Genomic DNA, 20037 nt, shown 5'->3' on the forward strand with positions numbered 1-20037 from the left:
CCCGAATGGGATGGCGTATTCAGTCGGACCTTATTGATTAGACACTTGAGGTTTGATGATTTGTTCGTTGCGCGAACGACCACTGATGATATCTTCCGCTTGCGTCGCTCGTTTTATGAAGAACGAAAGGATGAACGCAACACCCGCAATGAACGTCGAAATGAGGAAGGCGTAATTGATGCCGTCCAGTGTCGCTTGCATCATGATTTGTTGTTTCAACGCAGCAGCAGCCTCTGCTGTCGGTTGACTTGTCATGTTTTTAGCGGCCTCTTCGGCAAGTTCCGTCCCACGTGTCTTCGCATGCGTCGACATGATCGTAACGAGTAATGCCGTTCCGATGGCGCCGGATACTTGCTGCAACGTATTGTTCATTGCCGTTCCGTGCGGATAGTAGCGCGTCGGTAACTGGTTTAAGCCGTTTGTCGAGACGGGCATCATGACCATCGACATCCCGAACATCCGGAGTGAATACAAGATGATTAAGTGTGTATACGTCGTGTCCATCTTCAGTTGACTGAAGAAATAACTCGTGACGACAGTGATGAAGAGACCGGTGATTGCGAGTGGGCGTCCGCCAATCTTATCGAACAACTTCCCGTTGATCGGTGACATGACTGCCATGAGGATGGCTCCCGGTAGTAACATCAACCCTGCATCGAGTGGAGAAATGCCACGGATATTTTGGACGTAGATCGGTAAGAGCAGCATCCCGGAGAACATCGCCACCGTGACGACGATTGAAATGGCAGATGAGAGAGCGAACATCGGATACTGATAAATTTTGAAGTTCAACATCGGACGCTCCATCCGTAACTGACGCAGGATGAAAGAAACGAGCGCAATCACACCGATTGTCAGCGCGATTGTGACGTGTGGGCTGTCCCACCCTTTAGAACCGGCAGAACTAAACCCGTATAGGAGTCCACCGAAACCGAATGAGGATAAAACAACTGACATGAAGTCGAGTTTAGCATCCGACCGTTCTTTGACGTCACGGAGTAAGACGATTCCGGCAACGAGAACGACTAAAGCGATTGGTGTGATGAAGTGGAATAACATCCGCCAATCATAGTGTTCGATGATCCAGCCTGACAAAGTCGGTCCGATTGCGGGTGCACCCATCATAATGAGCCCGAAGAAGCCCATCGCCGTCCCGCGTTTTTCAATCGGGAAACTGACGAGCATGACGTTCATCAAGAGCGGCATCATGATTGCTGAACCAGAAGCCTGAATCATTCGTCCTGCCAACAGGACGGGGAATTCACTTGCGAACCCAGCAAGGATTGTACCGAGTGAGAATAATGTCATCGCGAGGATGAATAGACGACGAACAGAAAATTTTTGAATCAGAAAAGCAGATGTCGGAATTAAAATCCCGTTGACGAGCATGAAACCAGTCGACAGCCACTGGACGGTCGATGTTTCGATGTTGAGATCCTTCATGATCGAAGGAAGGGCGATGTTAAGTAACGTGTTATTTAAAAAAGCGATGAAGGCTCCAATCATCAATACGGAAAGGATACCGTAGGGGGGACGATTAGAAGCAGTTTTTTTGTGTTGCATGATTTTCCTCCTTAATGAACTGACGGTACACATTTCTATACGGTCGTTATATCTGTTGTATATCTTAATCTGATTTCAAGATAAATACAAACATTAATAACTAAGAAAGGTAATTTTATTTTTAATGAAGAACGAATGGCTCTGAAGCTTGTTGAAAGTAAAAAAACACCCGACTCTAAAAAAGAGTAAGATGTTTTTTGTAAACCGTCAGTAGTGATGAAAGGTCTCAGCCGACATGCGTGTTTAGGGCATCATTTGTAATGTCATAATGAGCTGCGGACCAAGTCGCACGTCCTTTTTCGATGAAGATGACTTGTGGTGATTCATGACGAACATTGTAATGTTCGGCGATGTGATTCGACAGCGTCCGTGCTTCTTGGACGAGCAAGTAGGCAGTCGGTACTGACGTCGCGTCAGCAAATTTCGTGTATTCAGAAAAACCGGCGGCACTGATTGGACAGGTCGTACTGTGTTTACAAATCACGAACGAGTCGTGTTCGGAAACGAATTGATCAAAGTCAGAAATCGATTGAAGTTTTCTAAGTTGTGGCATAGTATCATCCTCCATACGTCCGTAGACGTTCGCTTAACTTTAGATTTTCCCTGTAATCGACCGGACAGTCAATCAAAACAGGTCCGTCACTGTTCTGAGCCTGTTCGAGACAGTTTGAGAGACTGCCGTGTTCTCCGACACGAAGTCCGAGTGCACCGAAAGCCGTCGCGAGTTCGACGAGATCAGGGTTATCGAATTCTGTAAACGGTGCCCGGCCATAAGCCTGCTGTTGTTTCCATTCAATCAAGCCGTACGTGCCATCACGCCAAATGACGACAGTGATGGGGAGTTTCAAACGAACTGCTGTCTCGAGGTCTTGACCATTCATTAAGAATGCACCATCACCAGAAGCACAGAGCACCCGACGCTCCGGGTGCAGCAGTTTTGCAGCAATCGCGCTCGACAGACCATAGCCCATCGAAGAAAAGCCGTTGGAGATGAATAATTGATTAGGACGCGTCGTTTGGAAATGACGACCGAGCCAAACTTTATGGGCCCCGACGTCTGAGAACAACATGCCGTCTTCACCCGTCGCCTTCTCGAGGGCACGAACGATACTTTGAGGGTGGAGGGGCAATGCCATCGAATACGTTGCTTGAATTTCTTGCCGCAACGTATCACGGTCCGCCTGCCAACCTTCCCAGGCCCGCGTCGGAATCGCTTCTGCTAACAGACGTAACGAATCAGACAGCGGACCAACCAAGTTCGCAACGACAGGATAATACTGGTCAATCTCATGCCGGTTCGTGTCGATGTGGATGACAGGTGTCCGGTCCGGATTCCACTTCGAAGGCGGCAACTCGGTAATATCGTAACCGATGGCGATGATGAGATCGCTTTGGTCAAGAATCCGTTGATTGTAGTCGGTATTCGGTAAACCGATTGTATGGGCGGCGAGCGCATGTTGCGAGGAGATGACCCCTTTACCCATCATCGTCTCGACAACAGGTGCTCCAAGCTTTTCAACGAACGTTCGGAACACAGCGGTCGCTTCGCTCCGGTTGATTCCAAATCCGGCAATCACGACGGGCCGTTCCGCTTGTTCGATTTGTTTTAAGACCGCGCTGTCTTTGACGGATGTCGGGTGTAACGTATCCGGTTCACTGTCGCGTAAAAGTGGTGTCTTGGCATCGACATCTGCCTTTGCAATATCTTCCGGAAAAGAAATATGTGTCGCACCCGGCTTATCACAACAAGACTGGGCGAACGCTTGACGCACGATTTCCGGGATGACTTCTCCTGAGACGACCGATGTACTCGACTTCGTGATCGGTCGGTACATCTCGACTAAATCGAACATTTGATGGGATGCCTTGTGCTGGCGCCATGTCGCTCCTTGTCCCGTAATCGCGACAACAGGCGAGTGGTCCATCGTTGCACTTGCGATGCCCGTCATCATGTTCGTCGCACCTGGTCCGAGCGTCGATAAGCAAACACCGGCACGACCGCTTAAGCGACCGAACATCGCTGCCATAAACGCAGCATTTGTTTCATGGCGTGTCGTGATGAACGTAATATCCGATTCACTGATGGCGTCGAGTAACGTAATGTTTTCTTCTCCCGGGACGCCAAAGATGTGCGTGACCCCTTCTGCTTCGAGGCAGGCGACGAACCGTTCTGCCGCATTCATGCGTCCATTCCTCCAATCGAAACATATTTGGTTTCAAGGTACGCTTCGAGACCTTCCGATCCACCTTCGCGTCCGATTCCTGACTGCTTCATACCGCCGAATGGTGCTTGTGCGGCAGAGGGAACACCATCATTCCAACCGACGATGCCGTAGTTCAATTGTTCAATCGTCCGCATCGCGCGGGCATAGTTATTCGTAAAGACGTAAGATGCAAGACCGAACGGCGTTTGGTTTGCATAACGAATGGCCTCTTCGTCAGAGCTGACACGTTGAACGGGAGCAACGGGACCGAATGTTTCTTCATTCATGATTAACATTTGCGGTGTGACATCGGCGAGGACCGTCGCTTCATAATAGTAGACATCTTTTTCTTCATCTGTCGTTCCAGTCCCACCTGTGACGATACGGGCACCGGCTGACGTCGCATTGTCGACGTGTTTTTTGACTTTGTCATAACCGGCTTGATTGATCATCGGACCGATGTTCGTTGTTTCGTCGAGTCCGTTCCCGGTTTTGAGCTTCGCTGTCGCTTCGCCCAGTTTTTCGACGAACGTATCATAGATTGAATCGGAGACGTAGATCCGGTTCCCGCAGACGCACGTTTGTCCACCATTACGGAATTTCGACTTGATCGTTTCCGCGACGGCGAGATCAAGGTCACAGTCATCAAAAACAAGAATCGGAGCGTGTCCGCCGAGTTCGAGTGACATCGCTTTGATCGTCTCAGCACCTTGGGCCATCAATGTCCGACCCACTTCTGTTGAGCCTGTAAATGTGATTTTGTCGATATGCGGATGCGTTGCGAGCGATTCCCCAAGCTCTTTTCCGCTTCCTGTGACGGCATTGACGACGCCATCCGGTATCCCGACTTCCTGACAAAGTTCAAGCAGGCGCAGGGCAGTCAGTGGTGTCGCAGTAGGTGGCTTCAGGATAAACGTACAGCCTGCAACGAGTGCCGGTGCCATTTTCCGTGTAATCATCGCAGCAGGGAAATTCCAGGGTGTGATGGCAGCGACGACACCGACCGGTTGTGTGATGACATGAAGCCGTTTGTTCGTATCGTGCGAGGGAATGATGCGTCCATAAGCACGTTTTCCTTCTTCAGCGAACCACTTGACGAAGTTTGCCGCATACTGGACCTCACCTTCAGATTCTGCGAGCGGTTTCCCCATTTCAAGTGTCATCAAGCGGGCGAGTTCATCTTTTTTCTCAATCATCTTCTCGTAAAGCTTCTCAAGCAGTTCAGCCCGTTCATAGACACTTCGTTTCGACCAAGCCGGAAACGCCTCGCGTGCCGCTTCGACGGCGTCATTGACATCCGATTTCGTTCCGTTCGGGACACTCCCGACGACTTCCCCGGTTGCGGGATTTTTGACGTCCGTCCGTTCACGATTATGATCAAGCCACTTTCCATCAATTAAAAATTGTCCGTCCATCTTACAAAATCCCCCTTTTTTATTTGCATTGTTAAGAATATACCCGAACGAGGAAAAAAAGATTCATCTTTCGACAGAACTTCATGCAAAAGGCTAGAAATCGACCGATAAAGAGTGTAGGATAATTCAGTAACTGTAATGTACGCATGACTGAAATATTGTTAACAAACGTCATCACTTTGAAGTGCCGGAAACAGACCGGGAACGTTGACATTGCATGTGTATTTGATAAGATGAAGGTAGAGTATTTGCGCAATCGATTGCGCTAAAAGAAATGAATCGATCACCCTTATAACAAATGAGCAATTATGATGAAAAAAATCAATGGACTAAGACAGACCGATGAGAGGATTTATATACGATGACACAAATGATACCGCGCCCAGAAACGGCCCAAAAAACCTTAACACGAGCTTGGTGGAAAGAAGCTGTCGCTTACCAAATCTACCCACGAAGCTTTTATGACGCAAACAACGATGGAATCGGCGATATTCCGGGTATCATCGCAAAACTTGATTATTTGAAAGATTTAGGTGTCGACGTTCTTTGGATTTGTCCGATGTTTAAATCGCCAAATGACGACAATGGTTATGACATTAGTGATTACGAAGATATCATGGATGAGTTCGGGACGATGGCAGACTTCAACCTCTTAATGGAAGAAGCGCACAAACGTGATATTAAAGTCTTACTCGATCTTGTCGTCAACCACACATCAGATGAGCATCCTTGGTTCCTAGAATCCCGTTCTTCAAAAGAGAATGAGAAACGCGACTGGTACATCTGGAAAGATGCCGTCAATGGTGGGGAGCCGAACAACTGGGAAAGCATTTTCGGCGGATCCGCGTGGGAATATGATGAAAAGACAGAACAATATTTCTTACACGTCTTTTCGCGTCGCCAACCGGATTTGAATTGGCAAAACAAAGACATGCGTCAAGCGATCTATACGATGATTAACTGGTGGCTCGATAAAGGAATTGATGGTTTCCGAATCGATGCCATCAGCCACATCAATAAAGACCAATCATTTGCCGATTTACCGAATCCACTCGGGATGCCACACGTGCCATCGTTTGAGATGCACATGAACGTTGAGGGCATCCACGAGTACTTGGAAGAACTCAAAGACGAAACGTTTTCGAAGTACGACATCATGACAGTCGGTGAAGCGAATGGTGTTACACCGGAAGAAGCAGATCTTTGGGTCGGCGAAGAGAACGGAAAAATGAACATGGTCTTTCAGTTCGAGCATATGGACTTATGGCGGTCAGATGCAGAAAAAGGTGTCGACGTCGTCAAACTGAAACAAGTTTTGACGAAGTGGCAAAAAGGTCTTGAAGAAACGGGCTGGAATGCACTCTATCTTGAAAATCACGATAAGGTCCGTTCCGTTTCACTTTGGGGAGATGAAGAGCAGTACTGGAAGGAAAGTGCGAAGTCGCTTGCGATGATGTACTTCTTCATGCAAGGCACACCATTCATCTACCAAGGGCAGGAAATCGGGATGACGAACGTTCAATTCCCGGACATTACGGATTATGATGACGTCGCGACGAAAAACATGTACGACATGCAACTGGGCTCCGGGAAGACACATGAAGAAATCATGGAAGTCATCTGGAACTCATCGCGTGACAACTCACGGACACCGATGCAGTGGACGAATGAGCAAAACGGCGGTTTCTCTACGCAGTCACCATGGTTCGGTGTCAATCCAAACTACGCTGACATCAATGTCGCGTCGCAACAAGCAGATGAAGATTCGATTCTTAACTTCTACAAACGGATGATTCAAATTCGTAAAGCAGAAGAAACATTGATTTATGGAGAATATGATTTGATTTTACCGGACGACGAAAAAGTCTACGCCTACACCCGGACACTCGGTGACGAACAATTCTTAATCGTCACGAACTTAAAAGGTGAAGCAGCGGACATCGACACGGACATCATCCTCCATTCGGATAATCTCGTTCTCGGTAACTACGTGACGGCTTATCACGAAGGAACAGAACTGGCGCTTCGTCCATTCGAAGCACGTCTGTACCGGGTACGTTAAGGAACGGGGATGAACGTTCCGACCTGTACGCAGCGAATGCCAATGATCCCGTTTATGATACGGGTTCATTGGCATTTTCTATGTCTCCTCATCTCGGTCCTGACGCTCTAAGACATATCTAAGATACATTTGGAAAAGAGTGAATCCTTTTTGAGTCAGGCTATTTTGTGTAGATTGTCAGTTTGCGACCGTGCGCATGAGGAAAAAATCGTGTACGCTAGACAATGAGGTGATAAAAAGTGAAACCAAAACGTTATCCCGTCCTGCTGCGGCAAGTGACGACGATTCAAGATGACGCGATGCGTGAATCCGTCGATCTCGAAGCAGAAGGTATGCTATTCGAGACGAAGGACGGTTTTGCGGTAAAATTCGTACAAGAAGACGAGCAACCGATTGATACGACGATCAAATGGTCGCATGACCAAGTTGCATTGAACCGTAAAGGTCCTGTCTCGATGCACCACGTGTTCATTTTAGGACAACAAACAAAGAGTGGATATGAAAGTCAGTTTGGTCAGATGTTGATGCAGACGGAGACCCACACGATTGAAATGCGCGACCAACAGATGCGCTTCACCTACGACTTGATGATGAATCATCAGGCGGTCGGAACGTATACGATTGAACTAACATGGAAACGGAGTGAGACAGATGGCGTTTGAACAAACGGTAAAAGAGATGGAACAGATGCTCGACGAGGAATGGTTCGAGTGGTTGGAAAATGATGAGGATAAATACAATGCGTGGCGCGATCAGCTCGAGACACTCGCAGAACAAGTCATGACGGAATACAATCCGAAAGTCGAGACGGACGCAATCGATTCATTGTTGTTAATCAATGAAGAATTGCCGGTTCTGTACGGAGAAGATACAGTCATGTTGTATACGGCGTTACTTCACGCCCGAAAAGAGGACGAAACGGTCTACGAGCGCTACCTCGCAATTCTCGGTGCGTTCGCAGAAGAAAACCACCCGGCGCTCCGTCAAGTCGAACAAGCTGTCGCGAAAAAAGATTACCAGACGGCGTATACAAAAGCAGTCAAGTTGCCGCAAGCGTTGGGTCTCGAATGACGGCGGGTTAGACAGAATTGCTTTTTACCACGCTAAAGGTGATGACGAAATAGAGAGGTGGGTTTTGATGCCCCCCTCTCTATTTGTGTTCAAAAAATTGTTTGCAGACACGCTATTTCTCGATCGCTGTTTAAACCTAAGAATTTTCAGGGTAATGATTGCAATAGAGAGGAGTGGGGAAAATGGCAGAATACAAGAAAGACAGCATCAAGTTAACAGGAGCCATCGGACTCGGAACAGGCGTCATGATTAGTGCCGGAATCTTTGCCTTGCTTGGGCAAGTCGCAGAACTGTCCGGGACATGGTTTCCGTTCATCTTCATCATCGGTGGAATCGTGACGGCATTCAGTGCCTATTCCTACATCAAACTGAGCAATGCCTTTCCGTCTGCCGGCGGAATCGGAATGTTCCTCGTCAAAGCGTACGGGAAAGGAACGATTACAGCAGGTGCCGCCTTACTGATGGCCTTGTCGATGGTCATCAATCAAAGCTTGGTCGCCCGGACGTTCGGGACATACTTACTGCAATTATTCCCGGGGGATCAAGCCGACTATCTCGTTCCCTTACTTGGTGTCGGTTTGTTGGTCTTCGCCTTTTTAGTCAATATCGCAGGGAATGCCTTCATTCAATCCTTTTCACTTGTCGCCTCGGTCTTGAAGGTCGCGGCACTCGTCGTCTTTGCGATTATTGCGTTATCCATCGGTGGCTTTTCATTCGTCCCGGAGACGACGGGGAGTGCACCCGATGTCACAATCACCGGCTATATTGCGGCAGTCGCCTTAACGATTTTATCGTTTAAAGGGTTTACGACGATTACGAACAGCGGGTCTGAAATCGTCAATCCGAAACGCAACGTCGGCATCGCAATCATCGTGTCGATTTTAATCAGTCTGGTCGTTTACCTCTTGCTCGCCTTCTCGGTGTCAAGCAGTCTATCGCTCCAAGAAATTATCGATGCGAAGGATTATGTTCTGGCGGAAGCGGCACGTCCGGCACTTGGTGACGCCGGTGTCTGGTTCACGGTGTCAATCGCGCTCCTCGCGACGATTTCCGGAATCATTGCCAGTGTCTTTGCTGTCTCACGGATGCTCGCGATGTTGACGGACATGACGTTGATTCCGCACCGACACTTCGGGATGCCGGGGTCGGTGCAAAAGCATACGTTAGTTTATACGATCGTCATTGCGATGGTCTTAACGGTGCTGTTCGACTTGACACGCATCGCCTCGATGGGCGCGATTTTATATCTCGTCATGGATATCATCATTCATGTCGGTGTGCTGAAACATCTTCGGAAAGAGTTGAGCGTTAATCCATTCATCGTCATCAGTGCAATCATCCTTGACGCGATTGTCCTTGGTGCCTTCGTCTACGTCAAAGCCTCAAGTGATTGGCTCGTCGTCGTCGTGTCACTGATCGTCATCGCCGTCGTCTTCTTTGGTGAACGGCTGTTCTTGAAGCATGTCGATGAAGAGGATGCGTCAAACGATAAATCAGAGTGAGTTTGAAAGGGAGAGATGATCATGAAAGCAGTCGAAGTCAGAGGATACGGGGACGTGGACCAGCTCGCCGTCGTCGAGCGTCCGATTCCTGAGCCCGGTCCAGGAGAAGTACTCGTACAAGTCAAAGCGTGTGCGATCAACAATACAGAAATTTGGATGCGTGAAGGGGCCTACGGGACGGACGCAAAATCGGGTTGGAAACCGGAAGGCGTTCAGTTTCCACGCGTCCCGGGTTCTGATATTAGCGGACGGATCGTGAAAGTCGGGACGGGAGTAGAAGAAACACAAATCGGGCGGGACGTCGTCCTGTTTCCCTTTACCTCAAGCGGACCGGACGGAACGGAGCATATCGCGCAAGATATGTCGTTCATCGGCTCGGAATACGACGGGGGTTACGCGGATTATGTCGTCTGGCCGGCTGAACTCTGTTACGATATGCCGCTTGACGACTACACGAAAAGTGCCATCTTCTCCGTCAGTGGTTTGACGGCGTGGCACATGGTCGAGCAGCTCCAACTGGAACCGGGACAAACGGTACTCGTGACCGGGGCGAATGGTGGTGTCGGTTCACTGAACGTTCAAATTGCCGCACGTGTCTTTCAGGCAAACGTCATCGCCCTCGTCGGTGATCTTTCGGTAAGCGACCAGTTAAAACAGTTCGGGGCGACGCACGTCCTCTCGTATAAATCAGAGCAGCTGGCAGATGATATTGGAGCGGCGAACGGTGGACCCATTGATGCCGTCCTCGATGTCGTCGGAGACGCGTTATTCGCGACCTCACTCGCCGTCTTAAAAAATGGCGGGAAGTTCTGTATCTCCGGTTCAGCCGGCGGTCAGCAGACACAGCTCGACTTCCGGACGGTCTACTTGAAGCACTTGACGCTGTATGGTTCTGTTCTCGGAACGCGCGCAGAATACGGACGGATGCTTGAAGCGATTGCCGCCGGGAAACTCGAACCCGTCATCGACCGGACGTTTCCGCTCGAGGAAGCGGGGGCAGCGCAGACGTATTTTAAGGAAGCGGGGAAGCTTGGGAAAATCGTTTTGTTGCCAACGGGCGAATAATTAACTTTATACAAAAAACCGACGGATTCTGACCTTCCTTGGAAAGTGAGAAGCTGTCGGTTTTTTTGTATGTGTTAAAAAGAAAAATCAAAACGCAGCTTCTGTCCGTTCTGTTTCGGATAAGAGTTTAGCGTGGATGCCGCGTTGGCGTAACGATTGTTGGAACGACTGATCAATCGGGCGATAGCCTTTTTCGATTAAATCGTTGATGTAAAGCTTGTTGTATAGGAAAGCAAACGCGATATTGATTACGATACTCAGGATGCCGGCTGTCGCAAATGCTGCGATGAAACCGAGAACAAGTTGAATCAAACCCCATTTAAAATCACCGCGGAAAAACGCCGGGAAAAACCCAAAAAAGAACGTCGTCCATGAGAAACCGGCTTTTACTTCTTTTACTAAACCACTCGGATGTTGCAAAATCCCTTTCATAACCAAAAACCTCCTATTAAATATGTAAATAAATCAGCTTTTTTAGTTTACCTGACTTATATTTCAAAATGAACTAAGATTTTAATAGGAAAAGTCAATGTTTAACCGTAACCAAAAATATCAAAATAATGAATGAATAGTCATTCATTATATGCTATACTCATCTCAATACAACTGCTTTAGGGGGAAAGGGGCTTGTTTCATGGGGACATTTTTACTGATTAACTGGATTGCCTTCCTGCTCATCGTCGGGTATGCAGGTTATCTATTCGTGACGCTCGTCAAGAGCCGTTACGAAGCGATTCGTCGGGGGAAAAAGGCGGAATGGGATATAACGAATAAAGAACGGTTCAATTCGGTACTCGTGAACGTCTTTGGACAAAAGAAATTACTTAAGGATAAAAAGAGTGGGACGATTCACGTCATGATGTTCTACGGCTTCTTACTTGTCCAGTTCGGAGCGATTGATTTCATCTGGAAGGGACTCGCAATCGGACAACGTTTTCCACACATTCCACTCGGTCCACTTTATCCAATCTTTACGTTCTTCCAGGAAATCGTCATGCTCGTCATCTTGGTTGCGGTCGTTTGGGGATTCTACCGTCGCTATGTCGAGAAACTGGTGCGCTTAAAACGAAACTTCATGGCAGGACTCGCCTTAATCTTTATCGGTGGATTGATGGTCGCAGTTTTATTCGGCAACGGATTTTTCCTCGTCTATGAAAATCATTCGACACTCGGTGAACCCGTTGCGTCTGCTATCGCCTTCTTGTTCAGCTGGGTACCGGAACAAGTCGCATTCGGACTGTTCGTCTTCTTCTGGTGGGCCCATTTACTGTTCTTACTCAGCTTCATGGTCTACATCCCGCAAGGCAAACATGCCCACTTAATCGCCGGTACGGCCAATGTCTGGCTCGGTCGGACGTCAAAAGTCGGCCGCCTTGCACCGATCGACTTGTCTGTCATGGAAGAAGCGGAAGATGACGATGCCGAATTTAGTTTCGGGGTCAATAAAATTGAAGACTTCAACCAAAAACAATTGGTCGATCTGTATGCCTGCGTCGAATGCGGACGCTGTACGAATATGTGCCCGGCGAGCGGAACAGGGAAGATGCTGTCGCCGATGGACTTAATCGTCAAGCTGCGGGATCACCTCAACATGAAGACGGCAGCGATCACACAAAAATCACCGTGGGCACCTGCCTTTGCCTTTGACGGATCACAAGGGAATCAGATTGCGTCCCTTGCTGCAACCGGTCAAATGGACATCGTACCCGATTCGTTGATTGGCAATGTCATCACGGAAGAAGAAATCTGGGCATGTACGACATGCCGTAACTGTGAAGATCAATGCCCGGTCATGAATGAACATGTCGACAAGATCATCGACTTACGTCGCCATCTCGTCATGATGGAAGGAAAAATGGATCCGGAGATACAACGGACGATGGCAAACATCGAACGTCAAGGAAATCCATGGGGGATGAACCGGAAAGAACGTGAAAACTGGCGCAAAACGCGCAAAGAACTCGTTGTTCCAACGGCGAAAGAAAAGAAAAAAGCTGGTGAAGAATTCGAGTACCTCTTCTGGGTCGGTGCGATGGGCTCGTATGACAGCCGCAGTCAAAAAATCGCGATGGCATTCGCCCGCATTCTGAACGAAGCAAACATCTCGTTCGCGATTCTCGGAAATGATGAAAAGAACTCGGGTGACACGCCACGCCGGATCGGGAACGAAGTTTTGTTCCAAGAACTTGCGGAAGCGAACATCAAGTCGTTTGAAAAATATGGTGTCAAAAAAATCGTCACAATTGATCCGCACGCCTACAACACGTTCAAAAACGAATATCCGGACTTCGGACTCAGTCCGGACGTCGAAGTCTATCACCATACGGAGTTACTGGCGCGCTTGATTGACGACAAACGGATCACGCCGATGCATGAAGTCAAAGAACGTGTCGTCTATCATGACTCGTGTTACCTCGGACGGTACAACGACATCTACGACGCTCCCCGTTACATTCTTGAAAAAATTCCAGGAATCACGCTCGTCGAGACGGAGCGGAACCGGGAAAAAGGGATGTGCTGTGGTGCAGGCGGCGGGATGATGTGGCAAGAAGAAAAAGTCGGAGCCCGTGTCAACGTCGCTCGGACGGAACAGCTGTTGACGGTGCAACCATCTGTCATCGGTTCTGCTTGTCCATACTGTCTGACGATGCTCAGCGATGGAACGAAAGCAAAAGAAGTCGATGAATCCGTCGCAACATACGACGTCGTCGAATTGCTCGAACGTTCAATCGTCGGGACACCGATGAAAGAATCAATCGCTACGGTATGAGTAATGACCACTTGCGCGTCTTCGTCACGGAAGACCGGCGAGTGGTCTTTTTTTGTGAATACATGTTTCAAAGCAAGCACAACGTTGTACTGTACGGTTTTGACATGCTATGATAAAAATACAAATTGCTGTGAAAGGGGGTGAGAATCTTTGGGAAGGCGCTACTTAAAATCGGTCAGGTCGCGGAGACCACCGGCTTATCAAAACGGACGATTGACTATTACACGTCGCTCGGTCTCTTAACGTCAGAACGAACGGCGGCAGGTTACCGGTTGTATCCGGAAGATGTCGTCCATCAAGTCCAAAAGATTGAATATTTAAAGACACAGCGGCTTTCTTTACAAGAGATTCTTGCTTCATTTACGGAACGGGAAGAAAAAACGGGAGATGTCATTTATCAAGAAGTACAGCAGCTTCAAGATACGGTCAAAGGGTTAGAGCGACGTCTGCTCGAATCGACAGAGTTCGAAAAACAAGAGATTCGTCTTGAGTTATCGCGTCGCCTCACTTTGATTGCATCGTTGATCGCCCAGCTGTAAAACTAATAACTGGAGGTGACCCCTTTTTAGGGGATTTTGGATACTATACTTTTCATCAATTTATTTTTAGTGGTGTTGTTGATTGTGTTAACAGCGTTTTTCGTCGGGTCAGAGTTTGCGGTCGTTAAGGTTCGGATGTCGCGTCTCGACCAAATGATTCAAGAAGGCAATAAGAGTGCGATTCTTGCTAAAAAAATCGCCGGTGATCTCGATTATTACTTGTCTGCCTGTCAGCTTGGGATCACGGTGACAGCACTTGGACTCGGGGCGCTCGGAGAGCCGACCGTCGAAAAGATTCTCCATCCTGTCTTTGACGAATTCGGCGTCTCGGCTGCCGTCTCGACACTCTTATCGTTCGGAATCGCCTTCATTTCCGTGACATTTTTACACGTCGTCATCGGGGAGCTTGCGCCAAAAACGCTTGCCATCCAGTATGCGGAAAAAATGACTTTGATTTTCGCACGTCCCTTGTTCATTTTCGGAAAAATCATGTACCCGTTCATTTGGTTACTCAATGGATCGGCACGTCTGTTCCTTGGACTTTTCGGTGTGAAACCTGCTGGACACGAACAAGCCCACTCAGAAGATGAGTTGAAAATCATCATGGCACAGAGCTTCCAAAGTGGTGAAATCAACCAAACGGAACTTGCCTTGATGCAAAATGTTTTTGCTTTTGACGAGCACGTCGTCAAAGATTTGATGGTCCCGCGGATGCGGATGGCGACGATCTCAGAGCGTCTCTCAAAAGCGGAGCTGATGGAAATTTTCATGGACAATCCGTTTACCCGTTACCCGGTAACGGAAGAAAATGATAAAGACCGTATTCTTGGCTATATCAACGTCAAAGAAGTCTTGACAGATTTCGCGAACGGACATGAATATCCGGTCACACATTACTTGAAGGATTTACCGGTCGTCTCAGAATCGACGTCGCTTCAGGATACGTTACGAAAAATGAAAGAAACCCGTTCACATATCGTCCTCGTCGTAGACGAATATGGCGGTACGGCGGGAATCGTCTCGATGGAAGATTTACTTGAGGAAATCGTCGGTGAAATCCGTGACGAATTTGATACGGATGAAGTCGAAGAAATTCAAGAGTTGCCGAACAACGAATATCTCGTCGCAGGAACGGTCTTACTAGAAGATTTGGAAGAACGTTTCGGTCTGCGGTTTACGAACGATGAAGATGTCGATACGATCGGTGGCTGGATTCAGATGCACAACATCGATCTGCAGCCAGGCGAACATATCGATACAGAGACGTTCTCTGTCGAAGTGATGGAAATGGAGAACTATCAAATCAATCAAATCAAACTGTGGTTGCACCCGCTCGAAAAAGCAGAATAAGAACAACATGCAAAATCCTCTTGAGCCAATCAAGGGGATTTTAGCGTGTAGACAACGTGATATCGGAAGATAAAAGTGTCTTTTTTCGTTGCTTTCCTCGGGCGAGGCGCAAGCCGTTGCTCCTTGGTCCTCACGGCCGACGAGCAGGGTCTTGCCTGCCTCTGAAAGTGCGTTAAAAACGCACTTTTTCCCGTAGGAGTCAACGAAACGTGACGCTTTTTAGGTAACATCGTGACGGAAAGCCGGGCATGCAGATGGTTTATAGCGCAATCCGTCTCGAATCGCTTTAGAACCGCGAAAAGCAATCGGTCGCGACCCTGCAGCTTTGCTGTAGCGGCGCGGAAGATTGCCGCTTTGAAGACGAGGCGAGACAGGGAAGCGCGAACTGATTACTTCTCGATATCACATTTTTGCGTTTCATAAGAGTTTGTCTACAGTCTAAAATCCTCTTGAAATCACCAAGGGGATTTTTTTGTTGCTGCGGGAATCAATTTTTCAGAAATCATATCAGTGTGTGAATAACGGATCGGGAAGTAGGGAAATCGTCGTGTCGGCTTGAATACTACTAAAAAGAGAATTCATCGTGTCGTTCACTAGAGGGAGGAACCTTGTGTTAGACTTAATCCCGTTTTTACTCAGCCGGCTTGGTATGCTGGCGTTGCTAGCATTTTTATTGTCGCAGTGGCGAACGTCACGGCACGTCTTTAAAACATCGACGAGTCGCTCGCGTCGACTCGCCTTGCTCAGCATATTCGTCGTCTCGGGTATTTTGATGAACTATGCCGGAGTTGCCGTCTCCTCGAATCAAACGATTGATCCGTTGCTTGGACTTGCAGTGACCGATGATCAATTATTGATTGATACGCGTCTAACGATTATCGTCACGAGTGGACTGCTCGGTGGTCCCTTCGTCGGTGGACTGACGGGTCTCCTTGTTGGGTTTCATCGTTTTTTGCTCGGTTCGATGGGAGCAGAGACAGGATGGTTCATCGCCGTCGTTGCCGGTACTCTCAGTGGTCTCTACAGTCGTCGCTGGCGCTTGAAAGATAAATATACATTATTACAACCGATCGCTCTCGTCATGAGTATGGTTATCCTTGATTTAGGATTGGCCATCTTGCTCGCGGATGATCCGTCGGAACTCATCGTGATTGCGAGTCAGGCGGTCTTCCCGATGCTGTTTGCAAACACGATCGGGATTATCGTCTTCATCGTCATCTTACGGACGCAACTCCGATTCGAAAAGGAATTGTTTGTTCGCGAAAGTGCCCGTTCCTCTCGATTGTTGGCTGTCATCCGTCCACTTCGAAAAGAAGGCATGACAGCAGACGTCGCCTGTCAGATTGGCACGACCATTTTGGAAGAAACTAAAATTGACCGTGTCGTCTTACTTGGACCTGCAAAAGTGCTCGTCGATATTGAAGCGGGGGAAACACCTGTGTACGGCGGCAGATTTCAACCGAATGTACAACGTTGGATTGAAGAAGCGGTTCCGTTACAAGTCGAAGACCGGACGACAAACCAAATTCTATCGTTTCATCCCTTACAGATGGATGGAGACAAGGCCGGTATCGTATGTTATTTTCCGAGTCATTTGTTTGATGACACGATTGAACAGACGACGGAACAACTCGTTCAGCTGTTTGCGCGTGAGCTCGTGACGTATCGAGAAGAGCAACTCGAAAAACGCTCGCTCCCTAAAATGAAACCGTTCCTCCATCCGAATTATTTACGGGGAATCGTGGACGAAATCCATCAGACGGCTGATCCGGGGACGCCGGTCAAACAACAGCTAGGCTCTTTGCTCCAACTATTGACGGCAGCACGCTGGGTCGAAGATCATCCACTTCGTGACGAAATCACAACCTTAAAAGCCTATCTCGCTCTCGAAGGGACAAGGCGACGTCAAAATCAGTTGACCCATGCGGATATCACGATTGATTTAGATGTCGAGACGGCGATTGAGGAGACGCTCATCATGCCATTCCTGTTAACGAAGTTAGTCGACAATGCGTTACGGCATGCGTTTTCGAAAGTCGGTCGTCGTTCACAAATTAACGTGCGTGCTTTTCGTCAGGAGAACGATCTTGTCTTAGAAGTCAGCGATAACGGCGTCGGAATCGGACCAGATGTGAAACGACGGCTCGAAGAAGATGCTTTGACGGAGACGAGCACGTTGTTTTTACTACGACGGACGCTCGATATCAAGTATGGAAAAGCCGCGACGTGTACGATTCACTCTCGTCTCAACCAAGGAACGCGTGTCGTGCTAACCTTGCCGCTACCAGTAGTTGAGGAAGGTTGACTCAGAACTCAATATGACTGCATCAGCAGGAATCGTCTTGAAGTGAAAATCGGATTCGACAGGTGTCGAGTCCGGTTTTTTAGAAAGGGGACGTTTTTGCGGGTACTGTTGTTTTTTTTTAGGAGAAGGTGGGTAAAAATGAAAGCAGGCAACGATAAGATATAGGAGGAAGAAGCGGATGATTACAAAAAAAGAAGTCGGACGATCCGGCGAACGACCGATCATCGCTTTTACATTGATGAATCGATTGGGACACAGTGTCGACCTGTTGAACCTCGGCGGTAAAATCACGGCGATTCGTGTACCTGATAAGCAGGGGAAGATTGAGAATGTCGTTCTCGCATTTGACGAGCTCGACCAATATTTAGATGATCCCCATCATTTAGGTGCGACGATTGGTCGTGTCGGGGGACGAATCGCCAATGGGGCTTTCGCGCTCGAAGGGATGAACTACCTACTCGAACAAAACGAAGGAGATCATCATTTACATGGAGGGAGTGTCAACTGGTCGAATCGCTTTTTTGATCATGAGATTGAAGGCGATTTGCTTCACTTGTCACTTGTCAGTCCGGATGGAGAGAATGGATATCCGGGACAGCTCGATGTGCGATTGACGGTCGAGTGGACGGATGAGGATGCATTGACGTTGACGTATGATGCGACGACGACGGCTTCAACACCGTTTAGTCCGACGAACCATACGTATTTCAATTTAACAGGAGACGCGAAGACGACAGTGGAGCAACACCGATTGCGGATGGATGCGCCATTCTATGTCCCGCTCGATCAAGACGCGTTACCGACGGGTGAAATTTTATCCGTTCATGAAACCGTTTTTGATTTTCGGACAGCGCGGCCGTTATACGAAGTGACGCATGCTCCTGACGAAGCGCTCCGTCAGGTCGGAAGCGGAGTCGATCATCCCTTCCTTCTGAAAGAGGGGGGCGAAATCGTCCTCGAAGAACCGGTCAGTGGTCGGACGTTACGTGTCGTGACAGAACAACCGGGTGTCGTTGTCTATACGGGCAACCATTTAGGGGGAGACTTTACGATTGCCGGTCGTCGCGCGACGCCTTACCTTGGCATCTGTTTTGAGACACAAGGACTGCCGGACGCCATCAATCAACCTGATTTCCCATCCGTCGTCTTACGCGCGGGCGATCGGTATCAAAAGCGGACGACCTTCCAATTTAGCCGAATACAGTGATGTTTCTCGCGAATATTAAGTTCGTATGTGGTAGGATAAAGCGAGAAGAATCTAACGGAGGCATAAGAAAATGACTAAAATAGCATGGGTGACCGATAGTATGGCCTATTTCAAAAAGGAAGAGGCAGACGCAATCGGCGTCAATGTCGTACCGATTCAAATCTTGCTCGGGGATACTGCCTACAACGAAGACATGATCACTGTCGAGCGTTTGTTCCGCGCACTTGATGCGGACAAGAAGTTGGTCGCAAAGACATCACAACCAATCTTCGGCGAGTTCGTCGGTACGTATGAACGCCTAAAAGAAGAAGGATATGATTGTGCGATTGCTGTGCACTGTACGAATGGATTATCAAGTACGGTCCAAAGTTCTGCATCAGCTGCAGAAGCGGCAAGTTTCCCAGTCCATATCATCGATTCGCATACTGCGTTTGAAAACCAACAAGAGTTCATTCGTTACGGGATGGATCTTGAAGCACAAGGAAAGACTGTCGAAGAGATTACAGCAGCTTTGACGAACTTATCGAAACGGACGCATTTTTATATGATCGTCGGGAACATGGAGACGATGCGCCGCGGTGGGCGGGTTTCGTCAGGAGATTTATTCCTCGCGAACTTACTCAACATCAAGCCAATCATCACGACGGACGAAGCGGGGAAAATCGTTCCGTTCAAAAAGGCACGTTCACTTAAAAAAGCATATATCGAAATGATTAAACAAATCGAAAATGCGATGCGTCAGAAGACATTCTATAAGAACCGAATTTATGTTGCGACGACGCTTGCGCCAGACATGGCAGCCGATCTGCGGAGCAGTGTCGCAGCGAAGTTTCCGGAATTGACGATTCTTGAAGGGACGTTCGGTCCAGCGATTGGAACACATGCCGGAGCAGAAACAGTCGGCCTTTTCTGGTTGAATGATTAAATGAAAAAAATAAAGCAGGTCTGTCCTTCTCCGCTCAGCGGACGAGGCAGACCTGCTTT

16 protein-coding genes are annotated in these 20037 nt (G+C 48.3%); 11 read left to right on the forward strand and 5 right to left on the reverse strand.

The features are described 5' to 3' along the window. Positions 1–30 precede the first annotated feature (30 nt). The 4 genes from KNQ05_RS13385 to KNQ05_RS13400 all read right to left on the reverse strand — a co-directional run bounded on the left by KNQ05_RS13385 (position 31) and on the right by KNQ05_RS13400 (position 5182). Positions 31–1563: a DHA2 family efflux MFS transporter permease subunit gene (locus KNQ05_RS13385; protein WP_088836109.1), complete on the reverse strand. Its 1533-nt coding sequence runs from the start codon at positions 1561–1563 to the stop codon at positions 31–33. 226 nt (positions 1564–1789) lie between these two features. Then, positions 1790–2116, reverse strand: a complete 327-nt coding sequence (gene ytxJ / locus KNQ05_RS13390; protein ID WP_029332401.1) for a bacillithiol system redox-active protein YtxJ — start codon at positions 2114–2116, stop codon at positions 1790–1792. Between the two features lie 4 nt (positions 2117–2120). Continuing rightward, positions 2121–3746 carry an acetolactate synthase large subunit gene (locus tag KNQ05_RS13395; protein ID WP_214767711.1) on the reverse strand — a complete coding sequence of 542 codons (1626 nt, stop codon included), beginning with the start codon at positions 3744–3746 and terminating at the stop codon, positions 2121–2123. Beyond that, positions 3743–5182, reverse strand: a complete 1440-nt coding sequence (locus KNQ05_RS13400) for an NAD-dependent succinate-semialdehyde dehydrogenase (protein WP_088836111.1) — start codon at positions 5180–5182, stop codon at positions 3743–3745. The genes KNQ05_RS13395 and KNQ05_RS13400 overlap by 4 nt, the downstream gene beginning before the upstream one ends. 361 nt (positions 5183–5543) lie before the next feature. Here KNQ05_RS13400 and KNQ05_RS13405 point away from each other — a divergent pair, with 361 nt between their 5' ends. From KNQ05_RS13405 to KNQ05_RS13425, 5 genes are all read left to right on the forward strand, one after another. After that, positions 5544–7244, forward strand: a complete 1701-nt coding sequence (locus tag KNQ05_RS13405; RefSeq protein ID WP_214767714.1) for a glycoside hydrolase family 13 protein — start codon at positions 5544–5546, stop codon at positions 7242–7244. Positions 7245–7483: 239 nt separating this feature from the next. Beyond that, the gene (locus tag KNQ05_RS13410) at positions 7484–7906 is read left to right on the forward strand and encodes a YwiB family protein (protein WP_239456799.1); all 423 of its coding nucleotides are present in this window, start codon (positions 7484–7486) and stop codon (positions 7904–7906) included. After that, positions 7896–8315 (forward strand): hypothetical protein, encoded by a 420-nt coding sequence (locus KNQ05_RS13415; RefSeq protein WP_088836113.1) that lies wholly within the window; start codon positions 7896–7898, stop codon positions 8313–8315. The genes KNQ05_RS13410 and KNQ05_RS13415 overlap by 11 nt, the downstream gene beginning before the upstream one ends. A gap of 182 nt (positions 8316–8497) precedes the next feature. Beyond that, the gene (locus tag KNQ05_RS13420; protein ID WP_214767716.1) at positions 8498–9817 is read left to right on the forward strand and encodes an APC family permease; all 1320 of its coding nucleotides are present in this window, start codon (positions 8498–8500) and stop codon (positions 9815–9817) included. Positions 9818–9838: 21 nt separating this feature from the next. Beyond that, positions 9839–10882: a zinc-binding dehydrogenase gene (locus KNQ05_RS13425; protein WP_214805712.1), complete on the forward strand. Its 1044-nt coding sequence runs from the start codon at positions 9839–9841 to the stop codon at positions 10880–10882. An 87-nt stretch (positions 10883–10969) separates the two neighbouring features. On the opposite strand, the gene KNQ05_RS13430 is transcribed toward KNQ05_RS13425, so the two are convergent. Next, positions 10970–11314 carry a DUF2628 domain-containing protein gene (locus KNQ05_RS13430; RefSeq protein ID WP_214805715.1) on the reverse strand — a complete coding sequence of 115 codons (345 nt, stop codon included), beginning with the start codon at positions 11312–11314 and terminating at the stop codon, positions 10970–10972. Between the two features lie 202 nt (positions 11315–11516). Between KNQ05_RS13430 and KNQ05_RS13435 the strand changes: the two genes are divergently transcribed. The 6 genes from KNQ05_RS13435 (at position 11517) to KNQ05_RS13460 (ending at position 19978) form a co-directional block, all read left to right on the forward strand. Continuing rightward, on the forward strand, positions 11517–13652 hold the full coding sequence (locus KNQ05_RS13435) for a (Fe-S)-binding protein (protein ID WP_214805718.1): 2136 nt from the start codon (positions 11517–11519) through the stop codon (positions 13650–13652). 140 nt (positions 13653–13792) lie between these two features. Further along, positions 13793–14191, forward strand: a complete 399-nt coding sequence (locus tag KNQ05_RS13440; protein ID WP_088836120.1) for a MerR family transcriptional regulator — start codon at positions 13793–13795, stop codon at positions 14189–14191. A 36-nt stretch (positions 14192–14227) separates the two neighbouring features. Then, complete coding sequence (locus tag KNQ05_RS13445; RefSeq protein WP_088836121.1) at positions 14228–15541, forward strand: hemolysin family protein; 1314 nt, start codon at positions 14228–14230, stop codon at positions 15539–15541. 610 nt (positions 15542–16151) lie between these two features. Then, complete coding sequence (locus tag KNQ05_RS13450; protein WP_214805721.1) at positions 16152–17846, forward strand: LytS/YhcK type 5TM receptor domain-containing protein; 1695 nt, start codon at positions 16152–16154, stop codon at positions 17844–17846. A gap of 178 nt (positions 17847–18024) precedes the next feature. Beyond that, positions 18025–19053: an aldose epimerase family protein gene (locus KNQ05_RS13455; RefSeq protein ID WP_088836123.1), complete on the forward strand. Its 1029-nt coding sequence runs from the start codon at positions 18025–18027 to the stop codon at positions 19051–19053. Between the two features lie 70 nt (positions 19054–19123). Beyond that, positions 19124–19978, forward strand: coding sequence for a DegV family protein (locus tag KNQ05_RS13460; protein WP_214805724.1), 855 nt, complete (start codon positions 19124–19126; stop codon positions 19976–19978). Positions 19979–20037 lie beyond the last annotated feature (59 nt).

Source organism: Exiguobacterium sp. s125, from assembly GCF_018618605.1.
Lineage (GTDB): Bacteria > Bacillota > Bacilli > Exiguobacteriales > Exiguobacteriaceae > Exiguobacterium_A > Exiguobacterium_A oxidotolerans.

Bases quoted from the DNA above. Each gene is read 5' to 3' on its own strand.
- KNQ05_RS13425 (WP_214805712.1), top strand. From the start codon at position 9,839: ATGAAAGCAGTCGAAGTCAGAGGATACGGGGACGTGGACCAGCTCGCC.
- KNQ05_RS13405 (WP_214767714.1), top strand. From the start codon at position 5,544: ATGACACAAATGATACCGCGCCCAGAAACGGCCCAAAAAACCTTAACA.
- KNQ05_RS13415 (WP_088836113.1), top strand. From the start codon at position 7,896: ATGGCGTTTGAACAAACGGTAAAAGAGATGGAACAGATGCTCGACGAG.
- KNQ05_RS13455 (WP_088836123.1), top strand. From the start codon at position 18,025: ATGATTACAAAAAAAGAAGTCGGACGATCCGGCGAACGACCGATCATC.
- KNQ05_RS13460 (WP_214805724.1), top strand. From the start codon at position 19,124: ATGACTAAAATAGCATGGGTGACCGATAGTATGGCCTATTTCAAAAAG.
- ytxJ (WP_029332401.1), bottom strand. From the start codon at position 2,116: ATGCCACAACTTAGAAAACTTCAATCGATTTCTGACTTTGATCAATTC.
- KNQ05_RS13400 (WP_088836111.1), bottom strand. From the start codon at position 5,182: ATGGACGGACAATTTTTAATTGATGGAAAGTGGCTTGATCATAATCGT.
- KNQ05_RS13395 (WP_214767711.1), bottom strand. From the start codon at position 3,746: ATGAATGCGGCAGAACGGTTCGTCGCCTGCCTCGAAGCAGAAGGGGTC.
- KNQ05_RS13430 (WP_214805715.1), bottom strand. From the start codon at position 11,314: ATGAAAGGGATTTTGCAACATCCGAGTGGTTTAGTAAAAGAAGTAAAA.
- KNQ05_RS13385 (WP_088836109.1), bottom strand. From the start codon at position 1,563: ATGCAACACAAAAAAACTGCTTCTAATCGTCCCCCCTACGGTATCCTT.
- KNQ05_RS13435 (WP_214805718.1), top strand. From the start codon at position 11,517: ATGGGGACATTTTTACTGATTAACTGGATTGCCTTCCTGCTCATCGTC.
- KNQ05_RS13420 (WP_214767716.1), top strand. From the start codon at position 8,498: ATGGCAGAATACAAGAAAGACAGCATCAAGTTAACAGGAGCCATCGGA.